The sequence below is a fragment of the Streptomyces scabichelini genome (genome assembly GCF_011045015.1).
GTDB classification, from domain to species: domain Bacteria; phylum Actinomycetota; class Actinomycetes; order Streptomycetales; family Streptomycetaceae; genus Streptomyces; species Streptomyces scabichelini.
In genome coordinates this window covers 1-26531 of the sequence record NZ_JAAKZY010000087.1, presented here as the reverse complement: position 1 = coordinate 26531, position 26531 = coordinate 1, and the positions used below count along the sequence as shown (strand labels likewise).

21 protein-coding genes and 1 pseudogene are annotated in these 26531 nt (G+C 71.1%); 8 read left to right on the top strand and 14 right to left on the bottom strand.

Going from position 1 to position 26531, the window contains the following annotated elements:
* Window positions 1–110: 110 nt before the first annotated feature.
* The 3 genes from G5C60_RS25790 (at window position 111) to G5C60_RS25780 (ending at window position 1939) form a co-directional block, all read left to right on the top strand.
* Entirely contained in the window at window positions 111–818 is a 708-nt protein-coding gene (locus G5C60_RS25790) for a TetR/AcrR family transcriptional regulator (RefSeq protein WP_165263294.1), read from the top strand.
* Between the two features lie 69 nt (window positions 819–887).
* On the top strand, window positions 888–1109 hold the full coding sequence (locus tag G5C60_RS25785) for a hypothetical protein (RefSeq protein WP_165263293.1): 222 nt from the start codon (window positions 888–890) through the stop codon (window positions 1107–1109).
* 185 nt (window positions 1110–1294) lie between these two features.
* Complete coding sequence (locus G5C60_RS25780; RefSeq protein WP_165263292.1) at window positions 1295–1939, top strand: response regulator; 645 nt, start codon at window positions 1295–1297, stop codon at window positions 1937–1939.
* 95 nt (window positions 1940–2034) lie between these two features.
* Here the strand turns inward: G5C60_RS25780 and G5C60_RS25775 are convergent.
* Window positions 2035–2346: pseudogene (locus tag G5C60_RS25775) on the bottom strand (ADP-ribosylglycohydrolase family protein); the annotation flags it as partial.
* Between the two features lie 70 nt (window positions 2347–2416).
* On the opposite strand from G5C60_RS25775, the gene G5C60_RS25770 reads away from it, so the two are divergent.
* Window positions 2417–3181: a class I SAM-dependent methyltransferase gene (locus G5C60_RS25770; RefSeq protein ID WP_165263291.1), complete on the top strand. Its 765-nt coding sequence runs from the start codon at window positions 2417–2419 to the stop codon at window positions 3179–3181.
* Here G5C60_RS25770 and G5C60_RS25765 read toward each other — a convergent pair.
* The 3 genes from G5C60_RS25765 to G5C60_RS25755 all read right to left on the bottom strand — a co-directional run bounded on the left by G5C60_RS25765 (window position 3168) and on the right by G5C60_RS25755 (window position 4409).
* The gene (locus tag G5C60_RS25765) at window positions 3168–3365 is read right to left on the bottom strand and encodes a DUF397 domain-containing protein (protein WP_165263290.1); all 198 of its coding nucleotides are present in this window, start codon (window positions 3363–3365) and stop codon (window positions 3168–3170) included. The two genes, G5C60_RS25770 and G5C60_RS25765, sit on opposite strands and share 14 nt — an antisense overlap.
* A gap of 11 nt (window positions 3366–3376) precedes the next feature.
* Window positions 3377–3745: a Scr1 family TA system antitoxin-like transcriptional regulator gene (locus G5C60_RS52285; protein WP_241267062.1), complete on the bottom strand. Its 369-nt coding sequence runs from the start codon at window positions 3743–3745 to the stop codon at window positions 3377–3379.
* A gap of 142 nt (window positions 3746–3887) precedes the next feature.
* A complete protein-coding gene (locus G5C60_RS25755; protein WP_165263288.1) occupies window positions 3888–4409 on the bottom strand; it encodes a GNAT family N-acetyltransferase in 522 nt (173 codons plus the stop codon).
* 104 nt (window positions 4410–4513) lie between these two features.
* Between G5C60_RS25755 and G5C60_RS25750 the strand changes: the two genes are divergently transcribed.
* A complete protein-coding gene (locus G5C60_RS25750; protein WP_420907410.1) occupies window positions 4514–6013 on the top strand; it encodes an IS1182 family transposase in 1500 nt (499 codons plus the stop codon).
* 156 nt (window positions 6014–6169) lie between these two features.
* Here the strand turns inward: G5C60_RS25750 and galE are convergent, their stop codons facing one another.
* The 3 genes from galE to G5C60_RS25735 form a co-directional block, all read right to left on the bottom strand.
* Window positions 6170–7150 (bottom strand): UDP-glucose 4-epimerase GalE, encoded by a 981-nt coding sequence (galE, locus tag G5C60_RS25745; protein WP_165263287.1) that lies wholly within the window; start codon window positions 7148–7150, stop codon window positions 6170–6172.
* An 85-nt stretch (window positions 7151–7235) separates the two neighbouring features.
* Window positions 7236–8873: a glycosyltransferase family 2 protein gene (locus G5C60_RS25740; protein WP_165263304.1), complete on the bottom strand. Its 1638-nt coding sequence runs from the start codon at window positions 8871–8873 to the stop codon at window positions 7236–7238.
* Window positions 8874–9046: 173 nt separating this feature from the next.
* Window positions 9047–9571, bottom strand: a complete 525-nt coding sequence (locus tag G5C60_RS25735) for a MarR family winged helix-turn-helix transcriptional regulator (protein WP_165263286.1) — start codon at window positions 9569–9571, stop codon at window positions 9047–9049.
* Window positions 9572–9714: 143 nt separating this feature from the next.
* On the opposite strand from G5C60_RS25735, the gene G5C60_RS25730 reads away from it, so the two are divergent.
* Window positions 9715–10131 carry an organic hydroperoxide resistance protein gene (locus tag G5C60_RS25730; RefSeq protein ID WP_165263285.1) on the top strand — a complete coding sequence of 139 codons (417 nt, stop codon included), beginning with the start codon at window positions 9715–9717 and terminating at the stop codon, window positions 10129–10131.
* A gap of 33 nt (window positions 10132–10164) precedes the next feature.
* Here the strand turns inward: G5C60_RS25730 and G5C60_RS25725 are convergent, their stop codons facing one another.
* The 7 genes from G5C60_RS25725 to G5C60_RS25695 all read right to left on the bottom strand — a co-directional run bounded on the left by G5C60_RS25725 (window position 10165) and on the right by G5C60_RS25695 (window position 22937).
* Entirely contained in the window at window positions 10165–11448 is a 1284-nt protein-coding gene (locus G5C60_RS25725) for a hypothetical protein (RefSeq protein WP_241267061.1), read from the bottom strand.
* A 127-nt stretch (window positions 11449–11575) separates the two neighbouring features.
* The gene (locus G5C60_RS25720) at window positions 11576–12532 is read right to left on the bottom strand and encodes a class I SAM-dependent methyltransferase (RefSeq protein WP_165263284.1); all 957 of its coding nucleotides are present in this window, start codon (window positions 12530–12532) and stop codon (window positions 11576–11578) included.
* A gap of 62 nt (window positions 12533–12594) precedes the next feature.
* Complete coding sequence (locus G5C60_RS25715; RefSeq protein ID WP_165263283.1) at window positions 12595–14931, bottom strand: CDP-glycerol glycerophosphotransferase family protein; 2337 nt, start codon at window positions 14929–14931, stop codon at window positions 12595–12597.
* 136 nt (window positions 14932–15067) lie between these two features.
* A complete protein-coding gene (locus G5C60_RS25710) occupies window positions 15068–15961 on the bottom strand; it encodes a carbohydrate ABC transporter permease (protein WP_165263303.1) in 894 nt (297 codons plus the stop codon).
* 17 nt (window positions 15962–15978) lie between these two features.
* Window positions 15979–17331 carry a carbohydrate ABC transporter permease gene (locus G5C60_RS25705; RefSeq protein WP_165263282.1) on the bottom strand — a complete coding sequence of 451 codons (1353 nt, stop codon included), beginning with the start codon at window positions 17329–17331 and terminating at the stop codon, window positions 15979–15981.
* A gap of 9 nt (window positions 17332–17340) precedes the next feature.
* Complete coding sequence (locus tag G5C60_RS25700; RefSeq protein WP_165263281.1) at window positions 17341–18729, bottom strand: ABC transporter substrate-binding protein; 1389 nt, start codon at window positions 18727–18729, stop codon at window positions 17341–17343.
* Between the two features lie 182 nt (window positions 18730–18911).
* The gene (locus G5C60_RS25695; protein WP_165263280.1) at window positions 18912–22937 is read right to left on the bottom strand and encodes an FHA domain-containing protein; all 4026 of its coding nucleotides are present in this window, start codon (window positions 22935–22937) and stop codon (window positions 18912–18914) included.
* Between the two features lie 433 nt (window positions 22938–23370).
* Between G5C60_RS25695 and G5C60_RS25690 the strand changes: the two genes are divergently transcribed.
* Both G5C60_RS25690 and G5C60_RS25685 read left to right on the top strand, forming a co-directional pair.
* Window positions 23371–25020, top strand: coding sequence for a protein kinase domain-containing protein (locus G5C60_RS25690; protein WP_165263279.1), 1650 nt, complete (start codon window positions 23371–23373; stop codon window positions 25018–25020).
* A gap of 162 nt (window positions 25021–25182) precedes the next feature.
* Complete coding sequence (locus G5C60_RS25685) at window positions 25183–26451, top strand: serine/threonine-protein kinase (RefSeq protein ID WP_165263278.1); 1269 nt, start codon at window positions 25183–25185, stop codon at window positions 26449–26451.
* Window positions 26452–26531 lie beyond the last annotated feature (80 nt).

The following is a 26531-nucleotide window of genomic DNA, read 5'->3' as shown; positions in this document are numbered from 1 at the left end:
TGCTTTACCTGGGGATGGGCCCGGCTTTACGTCGGGACGGGACCGTATCGTCGCAACGTGAGCGTAGGTCGATTCGACGTCGGAACGCAACCGTTTCGTCGTAACGCCCTATGCTTGACCGCATGACGACGAATGCCGACGGGAACGCCGATCGGAACGCTGACGGGAACGCCAATCGGAACTCTGAGGGGAAAGCCGACGGAGCCGCGCCGAGCCCGGAGCGGCCGCGCCGCAGGGCTCCCGCCGGAGCGGCCGTGCTCCGGGAGGATGTGACGGAGGCCATCCGGGCGGCCGTCTTCGAGGAACTGGCGGCCGTCGGCTACGCACGGATGTCCATCGAGGGGATCGCGCGCCGCGCGGGCGTCGGCAAGACGGCGGTCTACCGCCGGTGGCGTTCCAAGCTGCACTTGGTGCTCGACCTGGTGTCCGCGATCGCCGTCCAGGGGCTTCCGGCGCCGGACACGGGCTCCCTGGAGGGCGACCTGCGACTGCTGTACGAGGTCACGTCCCGCGCCCTGCGTCACCCCGTGGCCTCGCAGATCATCCCGGACCTCCAGGCGGAGGCGGCCCGCAATCCGGATATCGCGGAGGCCATGCAGAAGGCCCTGCGGGAAGGCCAGGAGGGCGTCGCGAGCGGCATCGTGGCCGCGGCCGAGAGGCGCGGCGAGGTCCGCATGGGCATCGACGAGGACCTCGCCCTCGACCTGATCTCCGGGCCGCTGTACTGGCGCTCGGTGGTGATCCGTGACCCGAAGCTGCCGAAGGGTTACCTGGAGAGTCTGGCCCTGGCCACGGCGGAGGCGCTGAAGGCGTTGTAGAGCGGGGATCGGATCGTTGTCATCGGTGGCTGACTTTTCGGGGCTTCGGGGGCGCATACTGGAAGCACGATGACGAAGCCCTCAGCGCCCCGGCGCCATCTGTCCACCAGTCCCTTCAAAGCTCCGGTTGTCCCGGTCGCCAAGCACTTCGCCCTGGGCGACCGGGTGTCGCACGACCAGTTCGGCCTGGGCACGATCGTCGGCGTCGAGGACGGCGTCGCGATGCTCGTCGACTTCGGCTCCCGCCAGGCCCGAATCGTCAGCCCCTACACCCGCATGGACAAACTCTGACGAGCGAACCTCTCCGGAGGACGTGAGAAGCGCTCGCCGCGGAGCAGGACAGCGTCAGCCCGCGGCGAGCGTCGTGCATATCGGGGCCTGCACCTCTGCGTATACCGGGCCCTGCACAGCCGCGCATATCGGGCCGTGCGTATCGGGCCCCTGCGTATCGGAATGAGCCACGTGGGAGAGCCGCTGTGCGGGTCGTGATCGCCGAGGACAACGCCCTGCTGCGCGAGGGCATCGTCCTGTTGCTGACCTCCGCCGGGCACGAGGTCGTGGCTGTCGCCGGCAGCGGCCCCGAGGTGCTGCCCGCGCTCCTGGAACACCGCCCCGACATCGCCGTGCTCGACGTACGCATGCCGCCCGGCTTCCGCGACGAGGGCCTGCGGGCCGCGCTCACCGCCCGCGAGAAGATCCCCGGCCTGCCGGTGCTCGTACTCTCCCAGTACGTTGAGGAGACGTACGCCGCGGAACTGCTGGGCGGCGGGGCGAGCGGCGTCGGCTACCTGCTCAAGGACCGGGTGGGCCGGGTGGACGAGTTCCTGGACGCCCTCGACCGGGTCGCCGCAGGCGGCACGGCCCTGGACCCCGAGGTCGTCACCGAACTCCTCACCCGCCGCGGCGACGACCCCTTCGACATGCTCACACCCCGCGAACGCGAGGTCCTGGAGCTGATGGCCGAGGGCCACGACAACGCGACCATCGCCAAGACCCTCGTGGTGACGGACCGGTCCGTCAGCAAACACATCGGCAACATCTTCCTGAAACTGGGCCTGCCCCCGAGCGACAGCGGCCACCGCAGGGTCCTGGCGGTACTGGCGTACCTCAACAAGGCGTAGCGGATAAGGGCTGGTACGTGCAGGGGCTCGGTCCACCGTTCCGGGACCGCGCTCGCCCCGTACACGGCCCCCGCGAGCCCGCCCGTGCCCGCCCGTGACCGCCGCGACGGTGTCGGTGTCCCGCCCAGGTCGATCACGGCCCGTACGGCGTCCTCGTACGAGCCGGTCGTACGCAGCGCCCACACCGCGGACCCGAAACACGGCCACACGGCTCCGTTGCACTCCGTCGCCTGATCCGGATGCCGGTCCGGCGCGATGACGATCGCGTACCGCTCCCGGTGATCCGGGAGTACGAGGTCCAAGGCGTCCGGCAGTGCGGCCAGCGGGTCATCCCCGTGCAGGGCGACGCGGACCAGCTCATGGAAGACGGCCGTCCCCTCCCAGGCGGCGCGGTCGCCGTGGGTCAGGGCGGCGATGCGCGGGCGGCGTCCATGGTGGCCTCCGCACTGACGGTGATCGCGGGGCTAGCTTGGGGGTATGGCCGAGTACCCAGTGGCGCGCTTCTACGACCAGCTCGCCGACGACTACCACCTGATCTACGCCGACTGGGACGCCGGCGTGGTCCGGCAGGGTGGCAGCCTGGACGCGATCATCCGGGCGAGGCTGGGGGAGGGATCCAGGGCTGTCCTGGACTGCGCGTGCGGGATCGGTACGCAGGCCGTCGGGCTGGCGCTCCGGGGGCATCGGGTCACCGGCAGCGACATCAGCGGGGCGGCGGTCGGCCGGGCGGTGCGCGAGGCGGGCGCGCGGGGAGTGCGGCTTCCGGCGGTCGTGGCTGACATGCGCCGGCTTCCTTTCGGCGACGGCCAGTTCGACGTCGTCGTGTGTGCCGACAACTCGCTTCCCCACCTGCTCACCGAGGAGGACGTCCGTACCGCCCTGGCCGCCATGCGACGCGTCCTCCACGACGGCGGCCTGCTCCTGCTCAGCACTCGCCCCTACGACGAGATCCTCGCCTCCCGCCCCGCCGCCACCCCACCGAGCGTGTCCCGGACCGAGGCCGGCCGGACCATCGGCTTCCAGCTCTGGGACTGGCACGACGACGGAGAGCACTACGACTTGGAGCTCTTCCAGCTCGTACCGGACGGGGACGACTGGCAGGTGCGAGTGCGGCGCGCCACCTACTGGGCGCTTGGCCAGCGGCAGTTGACGCGGTTCGTCTCCGACGCGGGCTTCTCCGAGGTCAGTTGGGAGAGCCCGGAGAGCAGTGGCTTCTTCCAGCCTGTCCTCATCGCGAGGTGAAGCGGCCGGACTTGAGGGTGGTGAGGAGGGCGTCCAGGGGGGCGGGCGTTGTGGTGAGGAGTATCGCCGGGTGGTCGCTTTCGCGGAGGTGTATCGCGGTGTCGGAGGTGGCGAGTTCGACGCAGTCCTCGCCCGAACCGCCGCCCGAGAACGACGACTTCTGCCAGGTGAGAGGGGTGGACACGGGGGTACCTTTCAGAGTTCCTGGAGGATCTGGGTGATGAAGTCCCGGGACTGTCCCGGTTCGAGGGCCGTGGAGACGACCTTTTCGTAGCGTTTCCGGTACTGCTTGAGGAGCGGCTCGCTGCCGATGAACTCACCGCCGTGGGCGGTGTCCAGCTGGACTGTGTCGAGTTGGGGGACGGGGCCGTGTACGTAGAGCATGGAATGTCCTGCTCCGGCGAAGTCCTCTGTGGCGAAAGGCAGGACGCGTACGGTCACGTTATCCAGGTCCGAGAGTCGCAGGATGTGTTCAAGCTGGGCGCGGGCCGTCTTTCGGCCGCCCACACGGATGCGCTGCGTGGCGGGTAGAGCGCGTCTGCCGACCGCTGGTGTTCCGAACATTCGTCCATCTGCATGAACGCTTGCCAGTCCTCGGGTTCGATGCCGCGTAGCCTTACCCGCTTGCCTGTCCAGAAGGAGCTCATTCCGCCTATGTCAGCAGGCCCTTCAGCGTTCCGTCCAGGGATTTCAGACCCAACAGGCCCTAGGAGCGTGGGGCAGTATCCGCCGTCGTGTCGGTCCAGGCGATCTCGAAGTACCTGACGCGTTCGTCTTCTCCGGTCGGCCTCATGCCGGCTGCCGTCATGACGTGCTGGGACGCGATGTTGTCGTGGTCGGCGTCGCCTTTCACGCAGGTGACGCCGCGTGCCCGCGCGAACAGCAGAAGGCAGCGGAGGGCTTCGGAGGCGTATCCCTTGCCTCGCGCTGACGTGATGAGGCCGTAGCCGATCGTGACGCTGCCGTTCTCGTCCGCAGGTCCGTGGAAGCCCAGGCCGCCGATCGCCTGACCGTCCTCGCGGCGACGGATCTCATAGTTACCGAACGGTCGGGGATCACCGGTGGTCGCGCAGGTGCCCAGGAAGCGCCTGGCGGCGGACATGTCCCCATCGGTGGGGTATCCGGGCGCCCATCGGGCACCGCCGTCCGACTCGCCTGCCACCACTCGCTCAGCCTCGCTGACTGTCATCGGATGAAGTACGAGCCGCGCTGTCACAAGATCGCCCATAGTCGGGAGGAGTATCACGCGGGACGACCGGGCCGCACGTGGATTATCCGACCGGGCAGCACCCCGCCTCCGGTTGATGACCGTAGGTGCGGAAGGATCGCGGCATGCGTGGTGGGGATGGGCTGTTCGAGGTCGAGCCGGTGGAGAAGCAGCACCCGCAGGGCCGTCCGGCGGGGGTAGACAAGCGGTTCAGGGCGTTCGCCCCTCACCAGGTCCTGTTGCTTCCCCCGTCGCTGGACGACTGGCTGCCCCAGGAGCACCTCGCCCGGTTCGTCGCGGACCTGGTCGACGAGGTGCTAGACCTGGGGCCGGTCCTGGCCGATTACACCGAGAAGTGTGGCTACCCGCCCTACGATCCGCGTCTGATGCTGCGTCTGCTGATCTACGGCTACACCACCGGGGTGCGCTCCTCTCGGGCGATCGAGCGCAAGTGCGCCGACGACGTGGCGTTCCGGTTCCTGGCCGCTGACCAGGCCCCGGACTACCGCTCGATCGCCCGGTTCCGCCGCCGCCACCTGGGCGCCCTGGCCGACCTGTTCACCCAGTCGCTGCACCTCGCGGCCAAGCTCGGCATGGTCAAGATGGGCCGCGTCGCCCTGGACGGCACCAAGCTCGAAGCCAACGCCTCCAAACACAAGGCGATGAGTTACGGCCGCCTGGTCGACAAGGAGGAACGTATCGAGGCCGAGATCGCCCAACTGGAGGCCCGGGCCGCCGCCCTGCTCGCCGACGCCGAGGCCACCGACATCGCCGAGGACCAGGCCTTCGGCCCCGACGGCAAGGACACCGATCTGCCCGCCGAACTCGACCGCCGCGAGAAGCGCCTCGCCAGACTGCAGGCAGCCCGCGCCCAGATCGAGGCCGAAGCTGCGGACAAGGCCCGTCGCCACGCCGAGGACATCGAGCGCCGCCGCCAGCAGCGCAAGGGCACAGCCGACGAGCAGGCCGTCACCGACGCCGGGGAGAAGGCGGCCGCCAAGGCCCGCCCGAAACCGAAGGCCCAGGCCAACTTCACCGACCCCGACTCGCGGATCATGAAGAACAGCGACGGCGCTTACATCCAGGCCTACAACGCCCAAGCTGTCGTGGACGAGGCCCACCAGGTCATCACCACCGCCGACGTGACGACCAACGCCTCGGACGCGCTGAACTACACCACCATGCTGGAGCAGTCCGCGGCGAACACCGGCACGCACCCCAAGCAGGCCCTGGTCGACGCCGGCTACTGCTCCGAGACCAACCTCGAAGCCGCCAGGGATCGCCAACTGTCCTACGGAACCGACACGTTCATGGCCACTGGCCGTCTGGCCCACGACGAACAGGTACCGCCCGCACCGCGCGGACGGATCCCGGCGAACGCCACCCTGAAGGAACGCATGGCCCGCAAGCTGCGGACCAAGCCCGGCAAGACCGCCTACAGCCGCCGCAAGGCCATCGTCGAACCCGTATTCGGCCAGATCATGACCTGCCAGAACGGCCGCCAACTCCTCCTGCGCGGCGAGGACGGCGCCCGCGGCGAGTGGCGACTGCTGGCCGCCTGCCACAACCTCCGCAAGATCTTCCGACACGCCGGAACCGCCGGACTCGCCGCCCACGCCAGCTGACCAGCCGGGCCTCCCAGCCCCGTCACGGGCCCTACCAGGCCGCACATCCGACGGGCAGGGCCGCCCCCACACAACCCCACAGGCGCCGGCGGGCGACCGCGACCGATCCCATCGAGCACGGCCAGCAGGCCGCTTGCTCGTTACCGACCCACGCTCCTAGCCGTGCCGAGCCTCAGGATGCAGCCGCCCCCACCCCTCCCAAGCCGACCTGATCATGTCGTCGACGTCGTACTTCGCCTTCCAGCCCAGTTCGTCGGCGATGCGGTGCGCCGACGCGACGACGCGGGCCGGGTCTCCCGGGCGGCGCGGTGTGACCTCCGGAGGCAGGTCGTAGCCTGTGATCTCGTTGATGCGGTCGATCATCTCGCGGACCGAAACGCCCTCGCCGCGACCGATGTTGAGGGTGAGGTCCGTGCCGGGGGAGGCGGCAAGGCGGTGGGCCGCCGCCACGTGGGCCTCGGCCAGGTCGACCACGTGGATGTAGTCGCGTACGCAGGTGCCGTCGGGCGTCGGATAGTCGTCGCCGAAGATCCGCGGCGCCGCGCCCTCCGTGAGCTTCTCGAAGACCATGGGTACGAGGTTGAAGACGCCCGTGTCGGCCAGTTCCGGTGTCGCCGCGCCCGCCACGTTGAAGTAGCGCAGGGAAGCCGTCGAGAGACCGTGTGCGCGGCCCGTCGCGCGGACCAGCCACTCGCCCGCCAGCTTCGTCTCGCCGTACGGGCTCATGGGGACGCAGGGCGTCTCCTCGGTCACGAGGTCGACGTCGGGCATCCCGTACACCGCCGCGGAGGACGAGAACACGAACGACGGCACCGCGGCGGCCGTGACCGCCTGCAACAGCACCCGCAGGCCCTCGACGTTCTCGCGGTAGTAGTGCAGCGGCAGCTCCACCGACTCACCGACCTGCTTCTTCGCCGCCAGGTGGACGACACCGGTGACGGCGTGGTCCGTGAGCGCGCGCGTCACACGCTCCGCGTCCAGGGTCGAGCCGACGACCAGGGGCACCCCGTCGGGGACGCGCTCGGCCATCCCGGTGGACAAGTCGTCGTACACCACGGCCTGTTCGCCCGCCTCGGTCATCGCGCGGACCACATGCGCCCCGATGTAGCCGGCGCCGCCGGTGATCAGCCAGGTCATGTACGGCAGTCCCCTCGTCTGTCGGTTCGTCTGTCGGTTCGTCTGTCGGTGGTGGTGCGGATGCGTATGTCAGCAGATGTGCTTCTCAGCGGACACGTGTGTCCATCGTCGTGCATAAGTGAAGCAGGCGCCTCAGCCGGCGGCGCACCACGGCTGTCACTCCTCGCCGACCGGGCGCGAGCCGCAGCGCCAGCGAGCCCGCGTGGGTGGCGTACGGCTGGACGAGCAGCACGCCGTGGCGGGTGCTCGGTACGGCGGTACGGCGCAGGAGGCCCGGCCCCGCGACCGCGTGCGCCGTGGTGTCGCGGCTCGTGCCGTCGTGGAAGCGCACGCACAGCCGCAGGTCCCAGGTGCCGGAGCCGAGCGCCGAGAGGTCGACCGGCGCCTCGGCCCACCAGAAGTCCGGCTCGGAGCCGGTCTCTAAGTCGTCGGCCAGGAAGTCCGCCGTGAGGCCGAGACCCGTCCGGCCGTCCTGGCGGTTCACGAACTCGATGTCCACGGAGGCCGGCCCCGCGTCCGCCATCCGCCCGTACAGCTCGTGCAGGCACAGCCGTAGTCGGGTGGCACGCGCGCGTGGCCGCAGTTCCGCGTCGACGGCAACAGGGAGGAGATGGACAGGCCGGAACAGGAGGTGTTCCAGGGTCACTTGGGGGAGATCGGCGGCCCAGACCGGCGTGCCGTCCGCAGCCCGTGGATACGGCGGCAGCAGCCGGGCCGGACGCGCGGCGACCTCCTTGACGCGGTCCAGGTCGCGCGGCTCCTCGGAGGCCAGGACGAGCTGTGCGACGACCCGCCCTGGCGCCGGGGCGACGGCGAAGTCGCCCGCGTCGTACGCGGCGAGATGCGCGCGCGTGAGGGCCCACCACTCACGCCGGTACTCGGCGCCGCGCAGACCGAGCTCGCGCGCGTACATCCGCAGGCTGTGGTCCAGGAACGTGGTGCGCGCCGCCCGCGCGAGCCGCTTCTCACCGGCGGCGAGGAGGATGTCGTGCGCCATGCCGTGGGCCGTGAGCCTGGCCCGCCAGTTGTCCGTGTCCGCCCGGTCGAGCGAGATCGACAGGCGCTCGGCGGACCGGCGCACATGCCAGACGTACACGGTGTCGGGTATCAGCGCTATGCGCGGCCCGGCGGCGAGCACGCGTGCGGTGAACACGAAGTCCTCGTAGGGGAAGCGCCCCTCGGGGAAGCGGATGTCCTGCTCGCGCAGGAAGTCGGTGCGGTACAGCTTGTTGACGCAGAGCGTGTCGTGGACCAGGTCGGTGTGCATGGAGGCGTGCGGCACCAGGGCGGGCTGCCCGTACAGCTCGGGCTGCCAGGGGACCTCGCGGCCCGACGGCAGTTCGCGGCGTACGCACAGGCCCGCCGCGACCTCGGTGCCGCGCCCGACGGCCGCGTCGAGGAGCGCGTCCACGGCGCCGGGCGGCAGTACGTCGTCGCTGTCCAGGAACATCACGTACGGGGCCGTGGCGGCGTCGATCCCGTCGTTGCGCGGGCTGCCGCAGCCGCCGCTGTTCACCTTGCGGCGCAGGACCCTCAGGCGCGGTTCGCCGAGCGCCAGACGGTCCAGGAGTTCGGCGCTGCCGTCCGTCGAGCAGTCGTCGACGGCTATCACCTCTCGGACGGCCGGGCCCTGTGCCAGCGCCGAGCGCACCGCGTCCGCCACATGAGTGACGTCGTCGTACCCGATGACGACGACGCAGACCTGGGGTGGGTGAGGATGCATGGCTTGACTGGCTTCCACGGGAAGGAATGTAGGTCTTGCGGGTAATTTTCCGGTAAGAGTTACTTACTGTCCCGTGGGGAAGATGGCAGGAATTCGGCAAAGGTTCCGCCAATGACCGGCGGATCCTTACCGGAGAACCCGGCTCCTTACCGGAGAATCCGGCACCCTCGTGATCAGCTCTCCAGCGCCGCCTCGTCAAGACCGGCCTCGTCGAGGTCCGCTTCGTCCAGCGCCGCCGTGAGCTCGTCGAGCCGGGTCCGCAGATCGCGGAGCTCGTCCAGGTCGAAGCTCGTCGCGGCGAAGATCCGGCGCGGCACGGCGAGTGCCCGTTCGCGCATCGCGCCGCCCTCGTCCGTGAGCCGGACGACCACCGACCGCTCGTCCTGGACGCTGCGCTCACGCCGTACGAGACCGGTCGCCTCCAGCCGCTTGAGCAGCGGCGACAGTGTCCCGGAGTCGAGCCGCAGATGCTCGCCCAGCTTCTTCACCGCCAGCTCGCCGTGTTCCCACAGCACGAGCATGACCAGGTACTGCGGGTAGGTGAGCCCCAGGTCCTTCAGGACGACCCGGTACACGCCGCCGAAGGCACGCGACGCGGCGTTCAGGGAGAAGCAGATCTGCTGGTCGAGACGGAGGAAGTCCTCGGCGTCACGCAGGGCGTCGGCTGCGGCGGGGTTCGGTGTCGGAGTAGTGGTCATGCCTCCAGGATAGCTCGTACGCGCCATTGGATTGTGCACAACTGAATTGTGTGCTCTAATTGTCGTCGTGAGGCGGCCGAGCCAAGGACACCCCCAAGGCCCGCCGACACGATCTTGATCGCTGATGAGAAGGATGGTTTTCCATGGACGCGCTTTACACCGCTGTCGCCACCGCCACCCACGGCCGCGACGGCCGGGCCTACAGCAGCGACGGCCGCCTCGACCTCGAGCTGGACATTCCGAAGGAGATGGGCGGCAGCGGAGGACGGGGCACGAACCCGGAGCAGCTGTTCGCCGCCGGCTACTCCGCCTGCTTCGCCAGCGCCCTCGGCCTCGTCGGCCGTCAGGCGAAGGTCGACGTCAGCGACGCGGCGGTGACCGCCGAGGTCGGCATAGGCAAGCAGGGCGAGGGTTTCGGCCTCACGGTCACGCTGCGCGTGGAGCTCCCCGAGTCCGTCGACGCCGAGACCGGCCGCACGCTGGTCGAGCAGGCCCACCAGGTCTGCCCGTACTCCAACGCGACCCGCGGCAACATCCCGGTCGAGCTCGTCGTCGAGTAATCCTTGATCAAGGCGGGTTCGGTCAACCCCTGATCAGCGCAGGTTCGGTGCCCGGCTCGCGGTCAACGCGGGCCGGGCACCCGGGGTTTCAAGCGTCGGCATCGTCGACGCGGCCCGCTCCAGCAGCAGCGGCACCCCGATCACCGGCAGCACCCACGCCAGCACGATCAGCCGGTCGCCGATGTTGATGTCCGGGTGGCCCGCCTGGTTGAGGACACCGCTGAAGGCCGCCGCGATCAGGAACGCCGCGAAGACCGGACGCTGCCGCAGCACACCCCACGCACCGGCGGCCAGCGCCGCGATGAACAGCGGCTCCCAGAACTGCCGGCGCAGCCACTCCACCCAGAAGTTGGACTCCAGTCGCAGGAACTCCGGCCACGGGTGTGCGCGGTCGGGCAGCGTGAAGTGGTGGGCAAGCAGGTCCTGGAGGCTCTCGTTCGTGGAGGGATAGTTCAGCAGCTCGGCGGCCGACACGGTGCCCAGGGCCGCGCAGCCCGCCACCACGGCGATCATCCGCGGACCGTGGTCAAGTCCCTTTCTCCGTACGGCGATCACCCCGCACGCCCCCACGAGGCACAGCCCGAGGAACAGTGCCTGCGAGTGCTTCACCGTGAAGAGCAGCAGCAGCGAGCCGTCGACCAGTGCGGCCCCGGCGCGCGGCCGGCCGTCGAGCGCCAGCACACAGCCCCACAGGGCCGTCAGGGACAGGGCGAGCAGCAGACCCTCGGTCATGGGGCGCATGGCGGTCGTGCCGACCGGCAGGGCGTAGAACAGGGCCTGCCCGGTGAGGGCCACGGCGGTCGGGGCGCGCAGGGCACGCAGGACCAGGAAGGCCAGGACGCCCCCGGCCGCGGCCACGAGCACGCTCGACACCCAGATGCCCCACGTCACGCCGAACACCGTGACGAACGGCGCCAGCAGCACGGGATACCCGGGCCGCGCCTCGAAGATCCGCCGGAACCGCTCGGACGTGAACGGCACGGTGTGTCCGTCGGTCTGCCCGGCCCGCAGTCGCCGGTCCACCTGCCGCCACAGCTCGCGCCGGCACTCCTCCGCGACCTGCCCGGCCCGGCTCGGGGAGCGGAAGCTCACCACGTCGACGCTCTGGCTGCGGCGCGCCTCGTCGGCCCGGCCCGCGCAGACGTAGTCGATGGTGGTGGCCGCCGCCTCGCGCTTGCTGTCGCCGCGCAGGCTCAGGGCGTACGACAGGTAGTTCCTGCTGTCGGGGGTGTCCCGGCCCGTGACGTTGGCGAGTTGGAGCAGAGCGAAGACGGCGGCGAGGAGGATCACCCAGGTACGCGTCTTCGAGGGGGGCATGCGGCTCTTTCCTTCCTGCGGGTGCGTTGTGGCTGGTCGCGCCCACGCGGCGGAAGCCGCAAATTGACACAGCCCCGCGCCCCTAAAAGGAAGGCCTCCGGCCTCCTTCAGGGGCGCGGTAACCGCCTCAGCCCTTACGGGCCTTGACCAGCGCCCTCGTGACGATCGGCGGCAGCAGGTCCTTCGCGATCCGCCTGGTGCGGCTCGGCCGCCGCTTGGCGGGGCCGACCGTGGCGGGCCGCGCGGCCGCGCGCGGAGTGGACGCGGCCGCGGACGTGGGCTTGGGCGTGGCCGGAGTCTCGGCCACCGGCTCCGGCTTTTCGCCCGCGTACTTGGACACCGGCTGCTCCGGCTCCCTGGCCTTCTGGCCGGTGATGCGGATCAGCCCGTACCCCGCCACCTGCTGCACCTCGTGCCACATGTCGTCACGGCCCGCCAGCCATTCCAGCAGCGCGTCGCGCAGCGGCTCGGGGTCGCCCCACGTGCCGTAGAACTTGGTGCCCGTGATGCAGATGGGGCGCAGGTCGTACGTGGGAATCGCCCCCCAGGTGGCCGCGGCGACGCCCGGGCAGTGCTCGGCGCGGAAGTCGTCGAGCACGACCACGCCGTCGGGCAGCAATATGTCGCGCACCGCCTCGATGTCCGCGTTCACGTGCTCGTACAGATGCGAGGCGTCGATGTGCGCGAAGCGGCAGCTCTTGTCCTCGACGCGGTCGGCGACCACCTGGCTCGGCGCCTGGATGATCTCCGGCAACTGCTCGTGGAATGCGAGGTAGTTGGCCTCGAAGGCCCGCCGGGTCAGCGTCGAGTACGACTTGTTCATCTCCTTGCTGTTGGCCGCGTCCTCCGCGGGGGAGTCGAAGAGGTCGCACACCGTGAACTTGTCTTCGTCACGCAGGTAGGAGGCCATGAAGATGGCGCTCTTTCCCATGTAGGCGCCGAGTTCCAGCAGATCGCCGGTCTGCCGGCTGTCGAGCTGCCGGGACAGGAACCAGTCGAACAGCTGCTGATCGACGGCACGGAACCAGCCCTTGACGTCCGACAGGGTCTTGGGACGGGGCAGCTCGGTGGTGCTGGAGGTCATGTGTACTCCGTACAGCGGGGTCTATGGAATTTCTGTGTGTTGGAGGATGGGATCTGAGTGCTTCAGGGACTGTCAACGACCGGAACGGAAACTCCGGGTGTCGAAACAGTTGCCAGTGGTGAGGGGGTCGGATAATCCCCGGTTCGCGGGGAATCGGGCACCCGCGGAATGCCGCCGTCCGCCGCCGACGGCACCGGATGGCGCTCGTCCGGCGGCACCACGGCCGGCAGCCCCGCGGTCTCACCGAGCACGACACGGCGTACGACACGCTCGGCGGCCCGCCCGTCGTCGTACGGGCAGAAGCGCCCCCGGAACGCGGCCCTCAGCTGCGCGGAGCGCGAACCGCGCCAGTGGCCGGTCGCGAAGATGTCGATCAGTTCGTCCTCGCCGCGCGCGACGACTCCCGGCGGAAACGCGCGCAGATCGAAATAGGTGCCGCGTGCCGCCTCGTACGCCTCCCAGTCGTCCGCGTGGATCACGATCGGCCGGTCGAGATTCGCATAGTCGAACATCAGGGAGGAGTAGTCGGTGATCAGCGCGTCCGAGGCGAGGCACAGGGACTCGATGCTCGGATGGTCCGACACGTCGATCAGCCGGCCGCCGCTCTGGGCGAGCGGGGCGCCGTACGTGTGGTGCGCGCGGGTCAACAGCACGAAGCGCGGGCCGAGCCGGCGCAGTACGCGTTCCAGGTCGAGCATGCTGCGCTGGGTGCGGCGGTAGTCACGGTGCGTCGGCGCGTACAGGATCGCGACCGTGCCCTCGGGGATGCCGAGGGTCTCGCGCAGCCGGGCCACGTCCGCCGAGGTCGCCCGCTGGAACACGTCGTTGCGCGGCTGGCCGTACTCGAGCGTCGTGTAGCCGGAGGGGAAGACGCGCTCCCAGACGAGCGTGGAGTGGCGGTTGCCGGACAGGCAGTAGTCCCACTGGTCGGCGTCGCGCAGCAGTTCGGCGAAGTCCGTGCCGCGGGCCGCCGCCGGGCGGTCCGTCAGGTCCAGGCCCATGTGCTTGAGCGGGGTGCCGGCCTGCGTCCGGACCACGATCTGCCCCGGTCGCTTGACCAGTTCGCGGCCGAAGCCGACGTTGCTGACGAGGTACTTGGAGCGGGCGAGCGCCGTCCAGTACGCGGCCGTGTCCGGGCGCAGCTTGCGCGTGGAGGTCGGGACCGTGTGGTGGTACTCGGGCGCCGCGATCCACGCGGTGCGGATGCCCGGCGCGTACGTACGGAACGCGTCCTCCAGCGCCCCGGCATTGCAGCCGTAACCGCGCCCGTCGTGGCTGGAGAACACGGCGCGGTCGGCCCGTACGGGAAGCCGGAGCTGGACCCGGTAGTGCAGCTTGAGCGCGGCGGCCCGTACGCGACGGAACACCGCCGTGACGCCACCCGCCACGCGTCTCTTCAGCCGTGCCGCCGCGCACAGCGTGCGATACGTGCGGTGGCTGCCCAGGCGGATGAGCACGTGCCGCAGCCAGTTGCGGGCCGGGAGCCGGGCACCCGGCACGCGGTAGCGGCCGTAGTGGGCGCGGGCCCTGCGCAGGAACTCGCGACGGCTGCCGCGCGGCAGCCGGTCGCGCCCGAGGAACACGGCCGAGAGATGGTCGACCATGCGGCGGAACAGGACGGGGCGCCAGTGCGCCAGTTCGGGACGGGCGTCGACATAGGTGAAGACACGGTCGTACTGGTCGAAGATGTCGAAGTGTCCCCGGCCGGTGGTCGTGCCGGTCGTGCCGGGCGTGCCGGTCGTGCCGGGCGTGCTCCCCTGGCGTCGTTGGCGGTAGTGGACGCAGACGCGGTCGAGCGTCGCGATGGTCTCGGAAGCCAACAGAACCGGGTACGTCCAGGGAGTGTCCTCGTAGTGGCCGGGAGGGAACGTGAAGCCCTCCCGCTCGATGAACTCCCGGCGGTACGCCTTGTTCCCCACCACCATGAGGACCTTGAGCAGCCCCGGCCGGTCGTCGAGCCGGAACGGCGCCGGGCCCCGCTCGGTGAGCTGCGCGGCCTGCACGTTGCGCACCGTCTCGCCCGTCCAGAACGTGCGCGCGTAGTCGTAGACCAGGACGTCCGGATCGTCCGTCTCCTTCAGCCGGTCGGAGATGGCCCGCAGCGCGTCCGGGGTGAGGCTGTCGTCGCCGTCCAGGAAGATCAGGTAGTCGCCCTTGGCGCACTCCATACCGGCGTTGCGGGCCGGGCCGAGGCCCACGTTCTCATCGAGGTGCACAGCCCGTACGCGGGGGTCTTGGGCGGCGAGCTCGTCGATGATCGAGCCGCAGGCGTCCGGCGAGCAGTCGTCGACCGCGATCAACTCCAGGTCGGGGAAGGACTGTTCGAGGACGGATGCCAGGCAGGCGTGCAGGTATGCCTGCACCTTGTACGCGGGGACGATGACACTGAACCGGGGCACGGCACACATCCATGGGTCGGCGCGGCAGACTGCCCGGAAACGGCCAAAGGGGTGATCTGGTTACGCCAGATGTGGCATACGGGGGATGTCCGGCGAGCGATGAGGGGCGGACCGTTGCCGGCCCGCCCCGGAGGTGCTACTTCACCGCGCCCGCCATCACGCCGGACACGAACTGCCGCTGGAACGCGAAGAACACGGCCAGCGGGATCACCATCGAGATGAACGCGCCGGGCGCGAGCGTCTCGATGTTGCCGGAGAACTGCCGGGTCTGCTCGGTCAGGGCGACCGTCAGCGGCCGTGAATCCGAGTCCGAGAAGACCAGCGCCACCAGCATGTCGTTCCACACCCACAGGAACTGGAAGATGCCGAGCGACGCGATGGCGGGCGCGCCGAGCGGCAGGATCACCGTGGTGAACAGCCGGGTCTCGCTCGCGCCGTCGAGCCGCGCCGCCTCCAGGAGTTCCCGGGGGATCTCCGCGAAGAAGTTCCGCAGCAGGAAGATCGCGAACGGCAGGCCGAAGCCCACGTGGAACAGGACGACACCGATGATGCTGCCGAAGATCCCGAGGTCGCCGAAGAGGTCCGACAGCGGGATCAGGGCGATCTGCACCGGCACCACAAGCAGCGCCACGACGGCCAGGAACCACCAGTCGCGGCCCTTGAAGTCCATCCAGGCGAAGGCGTATCCGGCCATGGCCCCGATGACGATGACCAGGGCGGTGGCCGGAACGGTGATCCAGATCGTGTTGAGCAGGGAGTCGGTGATCTCCTCCTTGCCGAGCAGGGTCGAGTAGCTCTCGGTGGTGAGCTGGGACGGCTTGCTGAAGATGTCCCACCAGCCGGAGGCGGCGATGTCGGTCGGATCACGGAACGACGAGGCGAGCAGACCCACCGTGGGCGTCACCCAGAGCAGTGCGATCAGGATCAGGAAGAGCCGCATCACACCGCCGGCCGCGCCGCTCGCGAGCCGGGACACGAGCGACCGCTCGGGCGGCCCGGCCGGTTCGGCGGCCACCACTGGTTCCTTCATCGGTACGGAGGGTGCGGTCACCGTCGGCGCTCCCTTCGCAGTCGGCGGATATTGACGATCATCACCGGCAGCACGAGCAGCAGCAGGACCACACCGATCGCGCTGGCGAGGCCGAGGTCGCCGCCACCGCCGGTGTACGAGTTGTAGAGCTGCAGGGCCAGGACGTTGGCCTCGTCCTGGGTGGGCTGCGGCGCGATGATGAAGACAAGGTCGAAGATCTTCATCACGTTGATCATCAAGGTGATCAGCACGACGACGAGGACCGGCGCGAGCAGGGGCACCGTGACCCTGCGGAACACCTGCCACTCGTTGGCCCCGTCGACCCGGGCCGCCTCCAGGAGATTGCGGTCCACTCCGGCGAGCCCCGCCGCGATGAGCACCATCGCGAAGCCCGCCCACATCCAGGCGTACGCAGCGATGATGGCCGGTGTGATCAGGCTCGGGCCGAGCCAGTCGACACCGTTGTAGGGCGCCGCGAAGTTCGAGTCGGGCAGCCGCAGTTGGGCACCGTCCGCCTCCGCCGGCAGCGTGAACGTACCGTCACCGCCGGTCTTGGCGGAGGCCACCACATCGCCGTCCTTGACCGCCTCGACCTTGATGCCCTCCATGGCCTTCTCGCCCGCGTCGATGGCGCCCTTCTCACCGCCGCCGCCCAGCTTGAAGTCCAGCCAGACCGTGCCGGTGACGTCGTCGCCCGCGGCCTCGGCGGGCCTGGCGTCCCCGGGATCGCCCGGCAGCTTGTTCGGGGCGATGCCGACCAGCGGGAGCAGGGCCGGGGAGCCCGCGCTCACCGTGCCCGTGGACGTGAAGGAACCGCCTCCGGACGCCTTGAGGTCACTCTCCGTCGAGGGGCGCGCGTTGGGGAAGACGGACGACTCGGCGAAGGTGTCGTGCACCCCCACCACCACGGCGTTGGCCACGCCCTGGTCGGGATCCGCCTCGTAGACGAGCCGGAAGATGATGCCGGCGGCGAGCATGGAGATCGCCATCGGCATGAAGATGACCATCTTGAACGCCGTCGACCAGCGCACCCGTTCCATCAGCACGGCGAAGATCAGGCCGAGCCCGGTGACCAGTGCGGGGGCGACCGCGACCCAGATCGCGGTGTTCTTGACGGCGGTGAAGGTGGCGTCGTCCGCGAAGATGTCGCCGTAGTTCTCCATGCCGACGAAGCCCGAACCGTCGGCGTCGTACAGACTGCGCCAGACCGAGTACCCGATCGGGTAGACCACGAGCGCGCCGAGCAGCACCAGCGCGGGCAGCAGGAACAGTCCTGCCACCCACAGCCGGGTGCCCATCACGCTCTTGCGTTTGCCGGCGGGTGGCACCGGTCCTGCCGGGCCCCCCGCCATCGCCGCCTGCGACGTCATCGGCTGCCGTCAGCCCTCGTACGCCTTGGCGGCGGCCGCTTCGAGCTGTTGCTGCACGGCCTCGACGTTCGTGGGGGTCTTCAGGAAGTCCTGGAGCCCCTTCCACTCGCCCTGTCCCTGCGTGCCGCCGAACGCCGCCGGGGCCTGGTCGGACATGTCGAAGCGGAAGTCGTCGCCCGCGGCGATCAGCTGCTTGGCGATCTCCTGCGCCACGTCGTCCTTGTAGGTCTTCTGGTCCATCTCCTTGTTCGGGGAGATGAAGCCGCCCTGGGCCGCCCAGATCTCGGCCGCGTCGGTCGACGCGAGGAACGTCAGCAGGGCCTGCGAGCCCTTGTCGTCCTTCAGGGCCACGGCCACGTCACCGCCGCTGACCACCGGCGACTGGTCACCGACCGCCGGGAACGGGAAGACCTTGGCGTCCGTGCCGATCTTGGCCTTCGTGTCGGCGTTGATGTTCGCCGCGACGAAGTCGGCCTCGAAGACCATCGCCGCCGGGGTGTCACCGGAGAAGGTCTTCGTCACCGACTTGGGGAACTCGGTGCGCAGTGCCCCGGCCCGGCCGCCCGCGATCAGCTCGTCCTTGCCCCACAACTCGGCGAGCGTGGTCAGGGCCTCCTTCACGGAGGGATCCGTCCACTTGATCTTGTGCTGGGCGAGCTGGTCGTACTTCTCGGGTCCGGCCTGCGAGAGATAGACGTTCTCGAACCAGTCGGTGAGGGTCCAGCCGTCCTGCCCGGCGATGGAGACCGCGGGCGAACCGGCGTCCGACAGCGTCTGCGCGGTCTGGACGAACTCGTCCCAGGTCTTGGGCTCCGCGGTGATCCCGGCCGCCTCGAAGGCAGCCGTGTTGTACCAGACCAGGGACTTGTTGGCGGCCTTCGCGTAGACGCCGTACTGCTTGCCCTTGTACGCGCCCAGGTCCTTCCAGCCCGCCGAGAAGTTCTTGTCGATCTGCGCCTGGGCCTCGGCGCTGAGGGGCTTGACCCAGCCCTTGTCGGCGAACTGGTGGAGCACGCCGACCTGCGGCAGGAACGCCACGTTCGGCGGCTTGCCGCCCTGGATCTTCGTGCCCAGGAAGGTGGACGTGTTGTTGCCGGTCGGCACGTAACTGACCTCCGCGCCCGTCCGCTTCTCGAACTCGTCCAGGACCTTGGTGAAGTTCTCCTGTTCCGGGCCGGTCCAGACGGCCGCGACCTCCAGTTTCTGACCGTCGAGCTTGGGGAGCTCGACGGAGGCCGCGTTGCTCGTCTCGCCGCCGTCGCTCCCTCCGCCGTCATCGTCGCCGTCGCCGCCGCACGCGGTGAGCGTGAGCGCCATCGCCCCCGCGACGACGGCGGCTGCGGCCTTTACGGCCCCGCCTTTCCTGTACGGCCTGCATGTACGAAGAGTGCTGCGCATCACTTGCCCCGTTCTCCGTCGAACGTCCGAGCGCTGTCTCATGCGCTCTTGGTGTACGCCCGCCTGCTTGGCGGCGGCAAGAGCGCCTGCGCTGTCAAGGGCGTGATCGTAACCGCGTCGTGACGTGGGGTAAGGCAGACGGAGCGTCAGAGGAGTGATCAGGGGAGTGATCAGAGGAGCCGTCAGAGGAGTGAGGGGACCTCCGTGGCCGAGACGGAGCGGGCGGCTCGCTCCAGGGCGCTGGCGAGGAGCGCCAGGTCCGTCGGGCCGTTGCCCAGCTCGCGCACGGGGCGGCGGGCGGGCGGGTCTCCCATACGGTTCCACTCGAGGGGGACGACCGTGGGCCGCAGGGTCGCCGTCCGGGGGATACGTCCCGTGACCCGGCCTCCTTGGAAGGGAATCGCCTGGCCGCCGGGACCTCCGGGACCACCGGTGAGGCGTCCGCGGCCGGGGGCGGGCTCCTCCGGGCCGGACGAGGGGGCTTCGAGGACGATCCGCAGCGTGGCCCGCCGGGCCAGCTCCGTCTCGGCGGTACGGGCTCCGCCCCCGGTGGCCGCCACCAGGTGCACCCCGAGCCGGTGACCCTCCCGGGCCACGGCTTCCAGGGCCCGTACGACAGATCCCGCCGCGGGGCGTCCCGGCGAGCCCAGGGCGGGGGAGAGCAGGGCGTCCAGGTCGTCGACGACCACGACGAGCCGGGGGAGCGGCGGCCCCGCGTCCGCCGCCCGCCGCCGTTCGGCGGCGGGGCGCAGGCGGAGGGTGGAGCTGGAGGGCGCGTCCAGGTCGGCGGCGCCGGAGGTGGTGCGTGCCGTGGCGGATCCCGGGGGCGTGCCGGCGGAACCGTTCGCCGAGCGCTGCCCCCCGATGCGGCCCGACAGCTGCTGCCGTGCGTGCCATTCGGTGAAGCCGAGGCGGCCGAGGAGCTCGGCCCGTCGCTTCAGCTCGGCGGTGAGGGACTGGGCGAACTCCCGCATACGGACGGGGTCGTGGGCCGCGAGATGCGTGGTGACATGGGGCAGGTCGGTGCAGACCCGCAGGCCGTCCCCGCGCGCGGCGGCACCGCTCCCGGTGCTGTCCCGCCCGTCGACGAGCACGATCCCCAGCCGGTCGGGCCGCTCCGCGGCGGCGAGCGACGCGGCGACGGAGCGCAGCAGCTCCGTACGCCCGCTGCCCGACGGTCCCTCGATCAGCAGATGCGGTCCCTCGCCCGCGAGGTCCACGCTCGCAGGACCGCGCGGCCCGGCCCCGAGCACGGCGACCGCGCGCCCGCCGAGCGCCTTCGTGTCGTCGGCCGCGTCCGCCCAGCGGGCCATCAGCGACGCCGGGGTGGCCCGGGCCAGGCCCAACTCGTCCAGCAGCCGCGCCGATTGGGGCAGCGGAGCGGACACGTGCGCGTGCCGCTCACCGGGCACGCCGTCCGTACGCAACGGAGCCAGCGCCCGCGCGAACCGCTCGGCCCAGGCCATGGACACCGCGTCGACGGTGGCCACGGTGCCGTGGCCGACGGGTCCGCGGGTGTGCTCCGCGGTCTGTGTGTGGGCGCCGGCGGCGTCGGCGGGGGCGCCCGGTGCCACCCGGAGCAGCCGGAGCGCCGTGGCCACGTCCCCGCTGAGCAGGGCGACGGCCCCGCAGTCCCGGAACGCCGACGAGGCCGCGCAGGCCGCCTCGTACGTCTCCGTCACCGGCGAGGCGGGCGACGCCGCCGCCGTCTCGGCGAGGCACACGACATGGATCCCGACCCGCGGCCCCTCGACCGCCAGCCGCGACACGGCTTCCCGCACGGCGGCGGGCCCGGGGTCACCGTCCACGACGACCACGGTGTACGGCCCCGGCCAGTCGACGTCGCCCGCGTCGTCGACCCGGGCCCAGGAGGGCCGGTGCCCCCGGCCTGGAAACGCACCGTCGACCTGCCCTCCACCCAGCGAAAACCCCAGGTGGGTGGCGTCGCGGTCGCGTCCGGTGGTGGGTGCGGGTGCCTTTGAGTCAGGTGAGCCAGGTGAGTCAGGTGAGCTCAGTGAGTCGTACGAGTCGGGCGCGCTGCGGTGGTCCGACGGGTGGCCCGGGTGGGAGCCTTCGGCGGACGGCTCGGGGAGGTGGCTCGTGGCCTCGCCACCGCCACCGTCGGCGGCTGCTCTGGAGCCGCGCCCTGCGGCGCCGCGGTCGTCCGGCCCGTCTCCTGGGTGGGCGCCTGGGTGGGCGCCTTCGGCGGACGGGCCGGGGCGGTCGCTCGCGGCGCCGCCGTGGCCGCGCCCGGCACCGCTTCGGTCGTCCGAGCGGTGACCCGAGTGGGGGCTTCCGGCGGGGGACCCGGGACGGTCGGTCGCATCGTCGCCGTGGCCGTCGTGGCCGCGGTCGTCACTGCCGCGGTTGCCCGACGGGTGACCGACGTGGGTGCCATCGGCGGACGGTCCCGGACCGTTGCTCACGTCGTTGCCATCGCCGCGCCCGGCACCGGTGCCGGTACTGGTGCCGGCGTCGGCGTCGGTGTCGCCCGGTCGGCGTGCGGCGGGGACGGCGCCGGTCGGGTCCGGGGAGGCGGCGGTGAGGTGGACCTCGTGGCGGCCCGTGGCAGTCGCGTGCGAGGGACGAGTCGCCGTCCTCCGCCCCGCCTCCGTTACGTGATCCTCCAAGCGGCGGAGCAGTTCCTCCGTGCGGGCCGTGGCCTGTTCGCGGTCGTAGGCGAGGAGGAGACGGCAGTCCTGGCCGTGGGCGGGGCGCAGATGGGGGAGCCAGCCGAGCCAGGACCACTCGGCGGTGCGCTCCTCCAGGGGGCGCGAGCGGTCCGCGCTGAGCAGGACGATCTCCAGCGTGTCGGGGGAGTGCAGCGCGGTGAGCTGCGCCACCACCGCGCGGGCGAGCCCGGAGAGACGGGTGCGCGGCCCGGCCAGACCCAGCGCCCCGACCTCCCGCAACCCGGTGGTCACCGGCACCGCGGGCAGCAGCCCCGAACCGTCGGGCGCGCTCCGGTCCGCCGTACCGAGCCGCACCGCGAGCGTCTCCGGGTGCTCGGGTCCGCGCTCCCACAACCGGGGCCCCGGTCCGAGCGCGGTCAGGAGAAGCGCCGCGGGGTCGGGCCACCGCTCCGGCTCCCACGCGGCCTCCACGGCGGGCTCCGGAGACGGTGCTGCGTCCTTTTCGTACTCCTCGTACCCCTCGTACGCCGTCGTCCCGGACTGTTCGCTGCGGCCGCCGGCCAGCCGCCGGGCCCATGCCGAGAGCCCGCCGCGCCTGCGCACCCCGCGCGGCACGGTCGTGCCCCTCGTCGGCGTGTCCTTCCGGGTGCTCCGGGCTGGCCCTGCGCTCTCGACCGACCCCGCGTTCTCGATCTCGGGTGACCCGCCCTGCCCGGGCACGACCGGCGGTTCCACGGGGCCGTGCCCCTGCGTCCCGGGGTCGCTGCCCTCCGCGGCTCCCCATCCCGACGTGCCGAAGCCGTGGTGCGTGTCGTCGGCCGAGGGGCGAGACGCGTCCTCGCCGACCGTGCTGACCGTTAAGGCGGAGGAAGCGCTCCCCTCGCGCGCGTGCGGCACGGTCTCGGCGGACCCGGACGCCCTCGGCGGCTCCTCGGGCACCCCCGCCACCCGTACATGTCCCTCGCCGTCCGTCACCGTCTCCCGAACCGCCGTCGCGTCGTCCGCGCGAGCCAGCCGCAACGTCGACTCGCCCACCCGCAGCAGCGCCCCCGGCGCCAGCCGCACCGGACGCTCGCCCACGCGCGCGCCGTCCAGCGTCGTGCCGTTCGTGGAGCCGAGGTCCGCGACCGACACCCGCCCGTCCGCGGCGACCGTGACGGCGCAGTGGAGGCGGGAGACGTCCGGGTCGTCCAGGGGTACGTCGGCGTCGGCGGAGCGGCCGATGTCGATACGGCCGCCGTGCAGCAGATGGACGCCGCCCGCGTCGGGCCCGGCGACGACATGGAGCTGGGCCGCGGCCGCGTCGACCTCGGGTCCTGGCTCCGCCGGGGAACCCAGGGACAGCACGGCGCCGTCGATCAGCGGTGGCTCACCGAGCGTGCAGCGCTGTGCGTCGAGCCGCTCCGCTCCCGCGTACAGCACACCGGCGCCCTCGCCCCCGACCGCCGAGGCGAGGCCGGACGCCACCGCGGCGAGTGCGGTCCCGGCCGGCGCCGTCACCAGCACGTCGCAGGACGCGGCACGCCCCTCGGGGCGCGTCCCCAGCGGGTCTACGACGGTCAGCCGGATCTGCATCGCCGTCAGCGGTCCCTTCTGCGCGGGCGCCCACGAAGAGGTGCGCTGCGATCCCCCATCGCAGGTCCCCCCACCGCACTCGGGCACGTCGGCCAGTAACAGGAGGCATCCTCGCACCTGCCACTGACAACGCGCCCGTCTCCCACCACCAAGTGATCTTGATTGGTCGGCTCTGCCCGCAAAAGTGCCTGACCAGTGCCCGGTTGGGATCGATCACGCCAAGATCCGGCAACCAACCGCCCAAGAGTGAGCGTCTTCGCCTGAAACGGACGTGAACGCCCCACGTAATCCACAGGACGACATCCTCAGAACGACGACAGCGCGACGACAGAACGACGACAACCCGGTGCCGGGTTCGGCGGCACTACAGTGGGACGGAACACCCGTAGCAAGGGTGACGGACCAGCCAAGCAAGCAGCAGGGAGCGCATGACGTGCGGCCGGTAGGGAGCAAGTACCTCCTTGAGGAGCCGCTTGGGCGCGGCGCCACAGGCACCGTCTGGCGAGCCCGCCAGAGGGAGACCGCGGGAGCCGAGGCGGCTGTTCCGGGCCAGCCCGGCGAGACCGTGGCGATCAAGGTCCTCAAGGAGGAGCTCGCCAACGACGCGGACGTCGTGATGCGGTTCCTGCGGGAGCGGTCCGTCCTGCTCAGGCTGACCCACCCGAACATCGTCCGGGTACGCGATCTCGTCGTCGAGGGCGACCTGCTCGCCCTCGTCATGGACCTGGTCGAAGGCCCCGACCTGCACCGCTACCTGCGCGAGAACGGCCCCTTCAGCCCCGTTGCCGCCGCCCTCCTCACCGCCCAGGTCGCCGACGCGCTCGCCTCCAGCCACGCCGACGGCGTCGTCCACCGGGACCTGAAACCGGCGAACGTCCTGCTCAAGCAGGACGGCGGCCAGATGCACCCGCTGCTGACCGACTTCGGCATCGCCCGGCTCGCCGACTCGCCCGGCCTGACCCGCACCCACGAGTTCGTCGGCACACCCGCGTACGTCGCCCCCGAGTCCGCCGAGGGCCGCCCGCAGACCTCCGCCGTCGACATCTACGGCGCCGGAATCATGCTGTACGAGCTGGTCACCGGCCGTCCGCCGTTCGGGGGTGGTTCCTCCCTGGAGGTGCTCCACCAGCACCTCAGCGCCGAACCACGCCGTCCCTCCACGGTCCCCGACCCCCTGTGGACGGTCATCGAGCGGTGCCTGCGCAAGAACCCGGACGAACGGCCCAGTGCCGAGAACCTCGCGCGGGGCCTGCGTGCGGTCGCCGAGGGCGTCGGCGTGCACGCGACCTCCGCGCAGATCGCCGCCGCCGAGGGCGTGGGCGCGCTGCTCGCCCCGGACCCGGCGCCCGCCACCGTGCCGGGCGAATCCTGGGCCGACCCCACGCAGGTGCTGCCGCACGGCGCCGGCTCGTACGACCCGAACGGCGCGACCAGCGTCCTGCCGCACACCGGCACGGGCCCCGGCTCCGGTGACGCCGACCCCACCTCCGTGATGCCGCCGGTGCCGCCGAACCAGCCGCCGTCCGGAGGACCGGAGGACCCGCACCCCTGGCAGAACCAGCTGCGCGCGGCCCGCGACCGCAACGAGCAGACGCAGGTCCAGTCGTATATCGACCCCGGCGAGGACCCGCTGCGGCGGCGTCCGCAGCGGCAGGTCGCACGTCCCCAGCAGCAGCCGCGACAGCGGCCCCCGCAGCGGCAGCAGCCAGGGGGCTATCCGCCGCAGGGACAGCCTCAGCAGTACGCGCCTCAGCGGCAGCCCCAGCAGCAGCCGCAGCGGTACGCGCCCGCGCCGCAGCAGCCCCAGCAGCCCGCGTCGCGACCGCCTCGCGAGCCCCGGCCGCCGCGTGAGCCGCGGCAGCGCAGCGCCAACCCGATGAAGATCCCCGGGCTCGGGTGCCTCAAGGGGTGCCTGTTCACGATCGTCATTCTGTTCGTGGCCAGCTGGCTGATCTGGGAGCTGAGTCCGCTCCAGGACTGGATCGGGACGACCAAGGGGTACTGGGAGCAGCTGTCGGACTGGTTCACCACGGTGTCGGACTGGGTGGGGGAATTGGGCGGGAGTTCCGGTTCCGGCCAGTAGGGCAAGTACTCCTTTAGGTCTCTTGGGCTTCTTCGAATCCCCAGAACTGCGGTGCGGTTCTGGGGATTTGTCGACACCTGGCGGGTGATTTCTGTCTCCGGAGTGAAGCTTGGCTCCGCGGGCGCGTAGCTTTAGCGACAACACGCGTCCGTAGGAGCAGCCTTGGCACGGAAGATCGGCAGCCGGTACACCGCGCACCAGATTCTGGGGCGGGGCAGCGCCGGCACGGTGTGGCTGGGCGAGGGGCCGGAGGGGCCCGTCGCCATCAAGCTGTTGCGTGAGGACCTCGCGTCCGACCAGGAGCTCGTGGGGCGCTTCGTGCAGGAGCGGACGGCGCTGCTCGGGCTCGAGCATCCGCATGTGGTCTCCGTCCGTGACCTCGTGGTCGACGGCAACGACCTCGCGCTGGTCATGGACCTCGTACGGGGTACGGATCTGCGGACCCGGCTCGACCGCGAGCGACGGCTGGCTCCCGAGGCCGCGGTCGCGATCGTCGCCGATGTCGCGGACGGGCTCGCTGCCGCGCACGCGGCGGGTGTCGTCCACCGGGACGTGAAGCCCGAGAACGTGCTGCTCGACATGCAGGGTCCGCTCGGGCCCGGCGGTTCGCATCCGGCGCTGCTGACGGACTTCGGTGTGGCCAAACTCATCGACTCGCCGCGGCGGACCCGGGCGACGAAGATCATCGGTACGCCGGACTATCTCGCGCCCGAGATCATCGAGGGGCTGCCTCCTCGGGCGGCCGTCGACATCTACGCCCTTGCGACCGTGCTGTACGAGCTGCTGGCGGGGTTCACGCCGTTCGGCGGTGGGCACCCCGGGGCGGTGCTGCGGCGGCATGTCACGGAGACGGTGGTTCCGCTGCCCGGCATTCCCGAGGAGCTGTGGCAGCTTCTCGTTCAGTGTCTGGCCAAGGCGCCGGCGTCGCGGTTGCGGGCGTCCGAGCTGGGGGCGCGGTTGCGGGAGCAGTTGCCTGTGCTGGTGGGGATGCCGCCGCTGGATGTGGACGAGCCGGAGGCGGCGGAGGGGGCTTGCGAGCCGTCGGGGTCGTCGGGGTCGTCGGGGTCGTCGGACCCGTCGGAGCCGGAGGGGCCGCGGGAGCGGGAACGTGTGCGGCGGGGGGCTGTGCCGCTGGTGCCTGGGGCTGTGCCCGACTCGAATCGTGACACGCATACGAGTATGCGGGTGCCGGGGCCGGATGAGCTGGCGGGCGGGGCCCGCGGTACTGCTCGGGCGCCTCGTGCCTCCGGGGCGCCGCGGCCCGGCTCCGCCCGCAACCGGGTTGCCGCTCGTCGGCGGCGGCTCACCCTCGGGGTGGCGGCTGTCGGCCTTGCGGCCGTGGTGGGGGTTGGGTCGTGGCTGGCCACGTCGGGGGACGATGCGGATGCGACTCCTCGGGACACTAAGAACTCGGTTCCTGCATCGCCGTAGTCGGGTGCGGGTGTGTGGGTGGCTGGTCGCGCCCACGCGGCGGAGCCGCAAATTGATACAGCCCCGCGCCCCTGGGTGGG

Excerpts from the sequence above, each read along its gene's own strand:
- G5C60_RS25790 (WP_165263294.1), top strand. The coding sequence starts at position 111 with ATGCTTGACCGCATGACGACGAATGCCGACGGGAACGCCGATCGGAAC.
- G5C60_RS25785 (WP_165263293.1), top strand. The coding sequence starts at position 888 with ATGACGAAGCCCTCAGCGCCCCGGCGCCATCTGTCCACCAGTCCCTTC.
- G5C60_RS25770 (WP_165263291.1), top strand. The coding sequence starts at position 2,417 with ATGGCCGAGTACCCAGTGGCGCGCTTCTACGACCAGCTCGCCGACGAC.
- G5C60_RS52285 (WP_241267062.1), bottom strand. The coding sequence starts at position 3,745 with ATGTTCGGAACACCAGCGGTCGGCAGACGCGCTCTACCCGCCACGCAG.
- G5C60_RS25755 (WP_165263288.1), bottom strand. The coding sequence starts at position 4,409 with ATGGGCGATCTTGTGACAGCGCGGCTCGTACTTCATCCGATGACAGTC.
- G5C60_RS25750 (WP_420907410.1), top strand. The coding sequence starts at position 4,514 with ATGCGTGGTGGGGATGGGCTGTTCGAGGTCGAGCCGGTGGAGAAGCAG.
- galE (WP_165263287.1), bottom strand. The coding sequence starts at position 7,150 with ATGACCTGGCTGATCACCGGCGGCGCCGGCTACATCGGGGCGCATGTG.
- G5C60_RS25740 (WP_165263304.1), bottom strand. The coding sequence starts at position 8,873 with ATGCATCCTCACCCACCCCAGGTCTGCGTCGTCGTCATCGGGTACGAC.
- G5C60_RS25735 (WP_165263286.1), bottom strand. The coding sequence starts at position 9,571 with ATGACCACTACTCCGACACCGAACCCCGCCGCAGCCGACGCCCTGCGT.
- G5C60_RS25730 (WP_165263285.1), top strand. The coding sequence starts at position 9,715 with ATGGACGCGCTTTACACCGCTGTCGCCACCGCCACCCACGGCCGCGAC.
- G5C60_RS25725 (WP_241267061.1), bottom strand. The coding sequence starts at position 11,448 with ATGCCCCCCTCGAAGACGCGTACCTGGGTGATCCTCCTCGCCGCCGTC.
- G5C60_RS25720 (WP_165263284.1), bottom strand. The coding sequence starts at position 12,532 with ATGACCTCCAGCACCACCGAGCTGCCCCGTCCCAAGACCCTGTCGGAC.
- G5C60_RS25710 (WP_165263303.1), bottom strand. The coding sequence starts at position 15,961 with ATGAAGGAACCAGTGGTGGCCGCCGAACCGGCCGGGCCGCCCGAGCGG.
- G5C60_RS25705 (WP_165263282.1), bottom strand. The coding sequence starts at position 17,331 with ATGACGTCGCAGGCGGCGATGGCGGGGGGCCCGGCAGGACCGGTGCCA.
- G5C60_RS25700 (WP_165263281.1), bottom strand. The coding sequence starts at position 18,729 with ATGCGCAGCACTCTTCGTACATGCAGGCCGTACAGGAAAGGCGGGGCC.
- G5C60_RS25695 (WP_165263280.1), bottom strand. The coding sequence starts at position 22,937 with ATGCAGATCCGGCTGACCGTCGTAGACCCGCTGGGGACGCGCCCCGAG.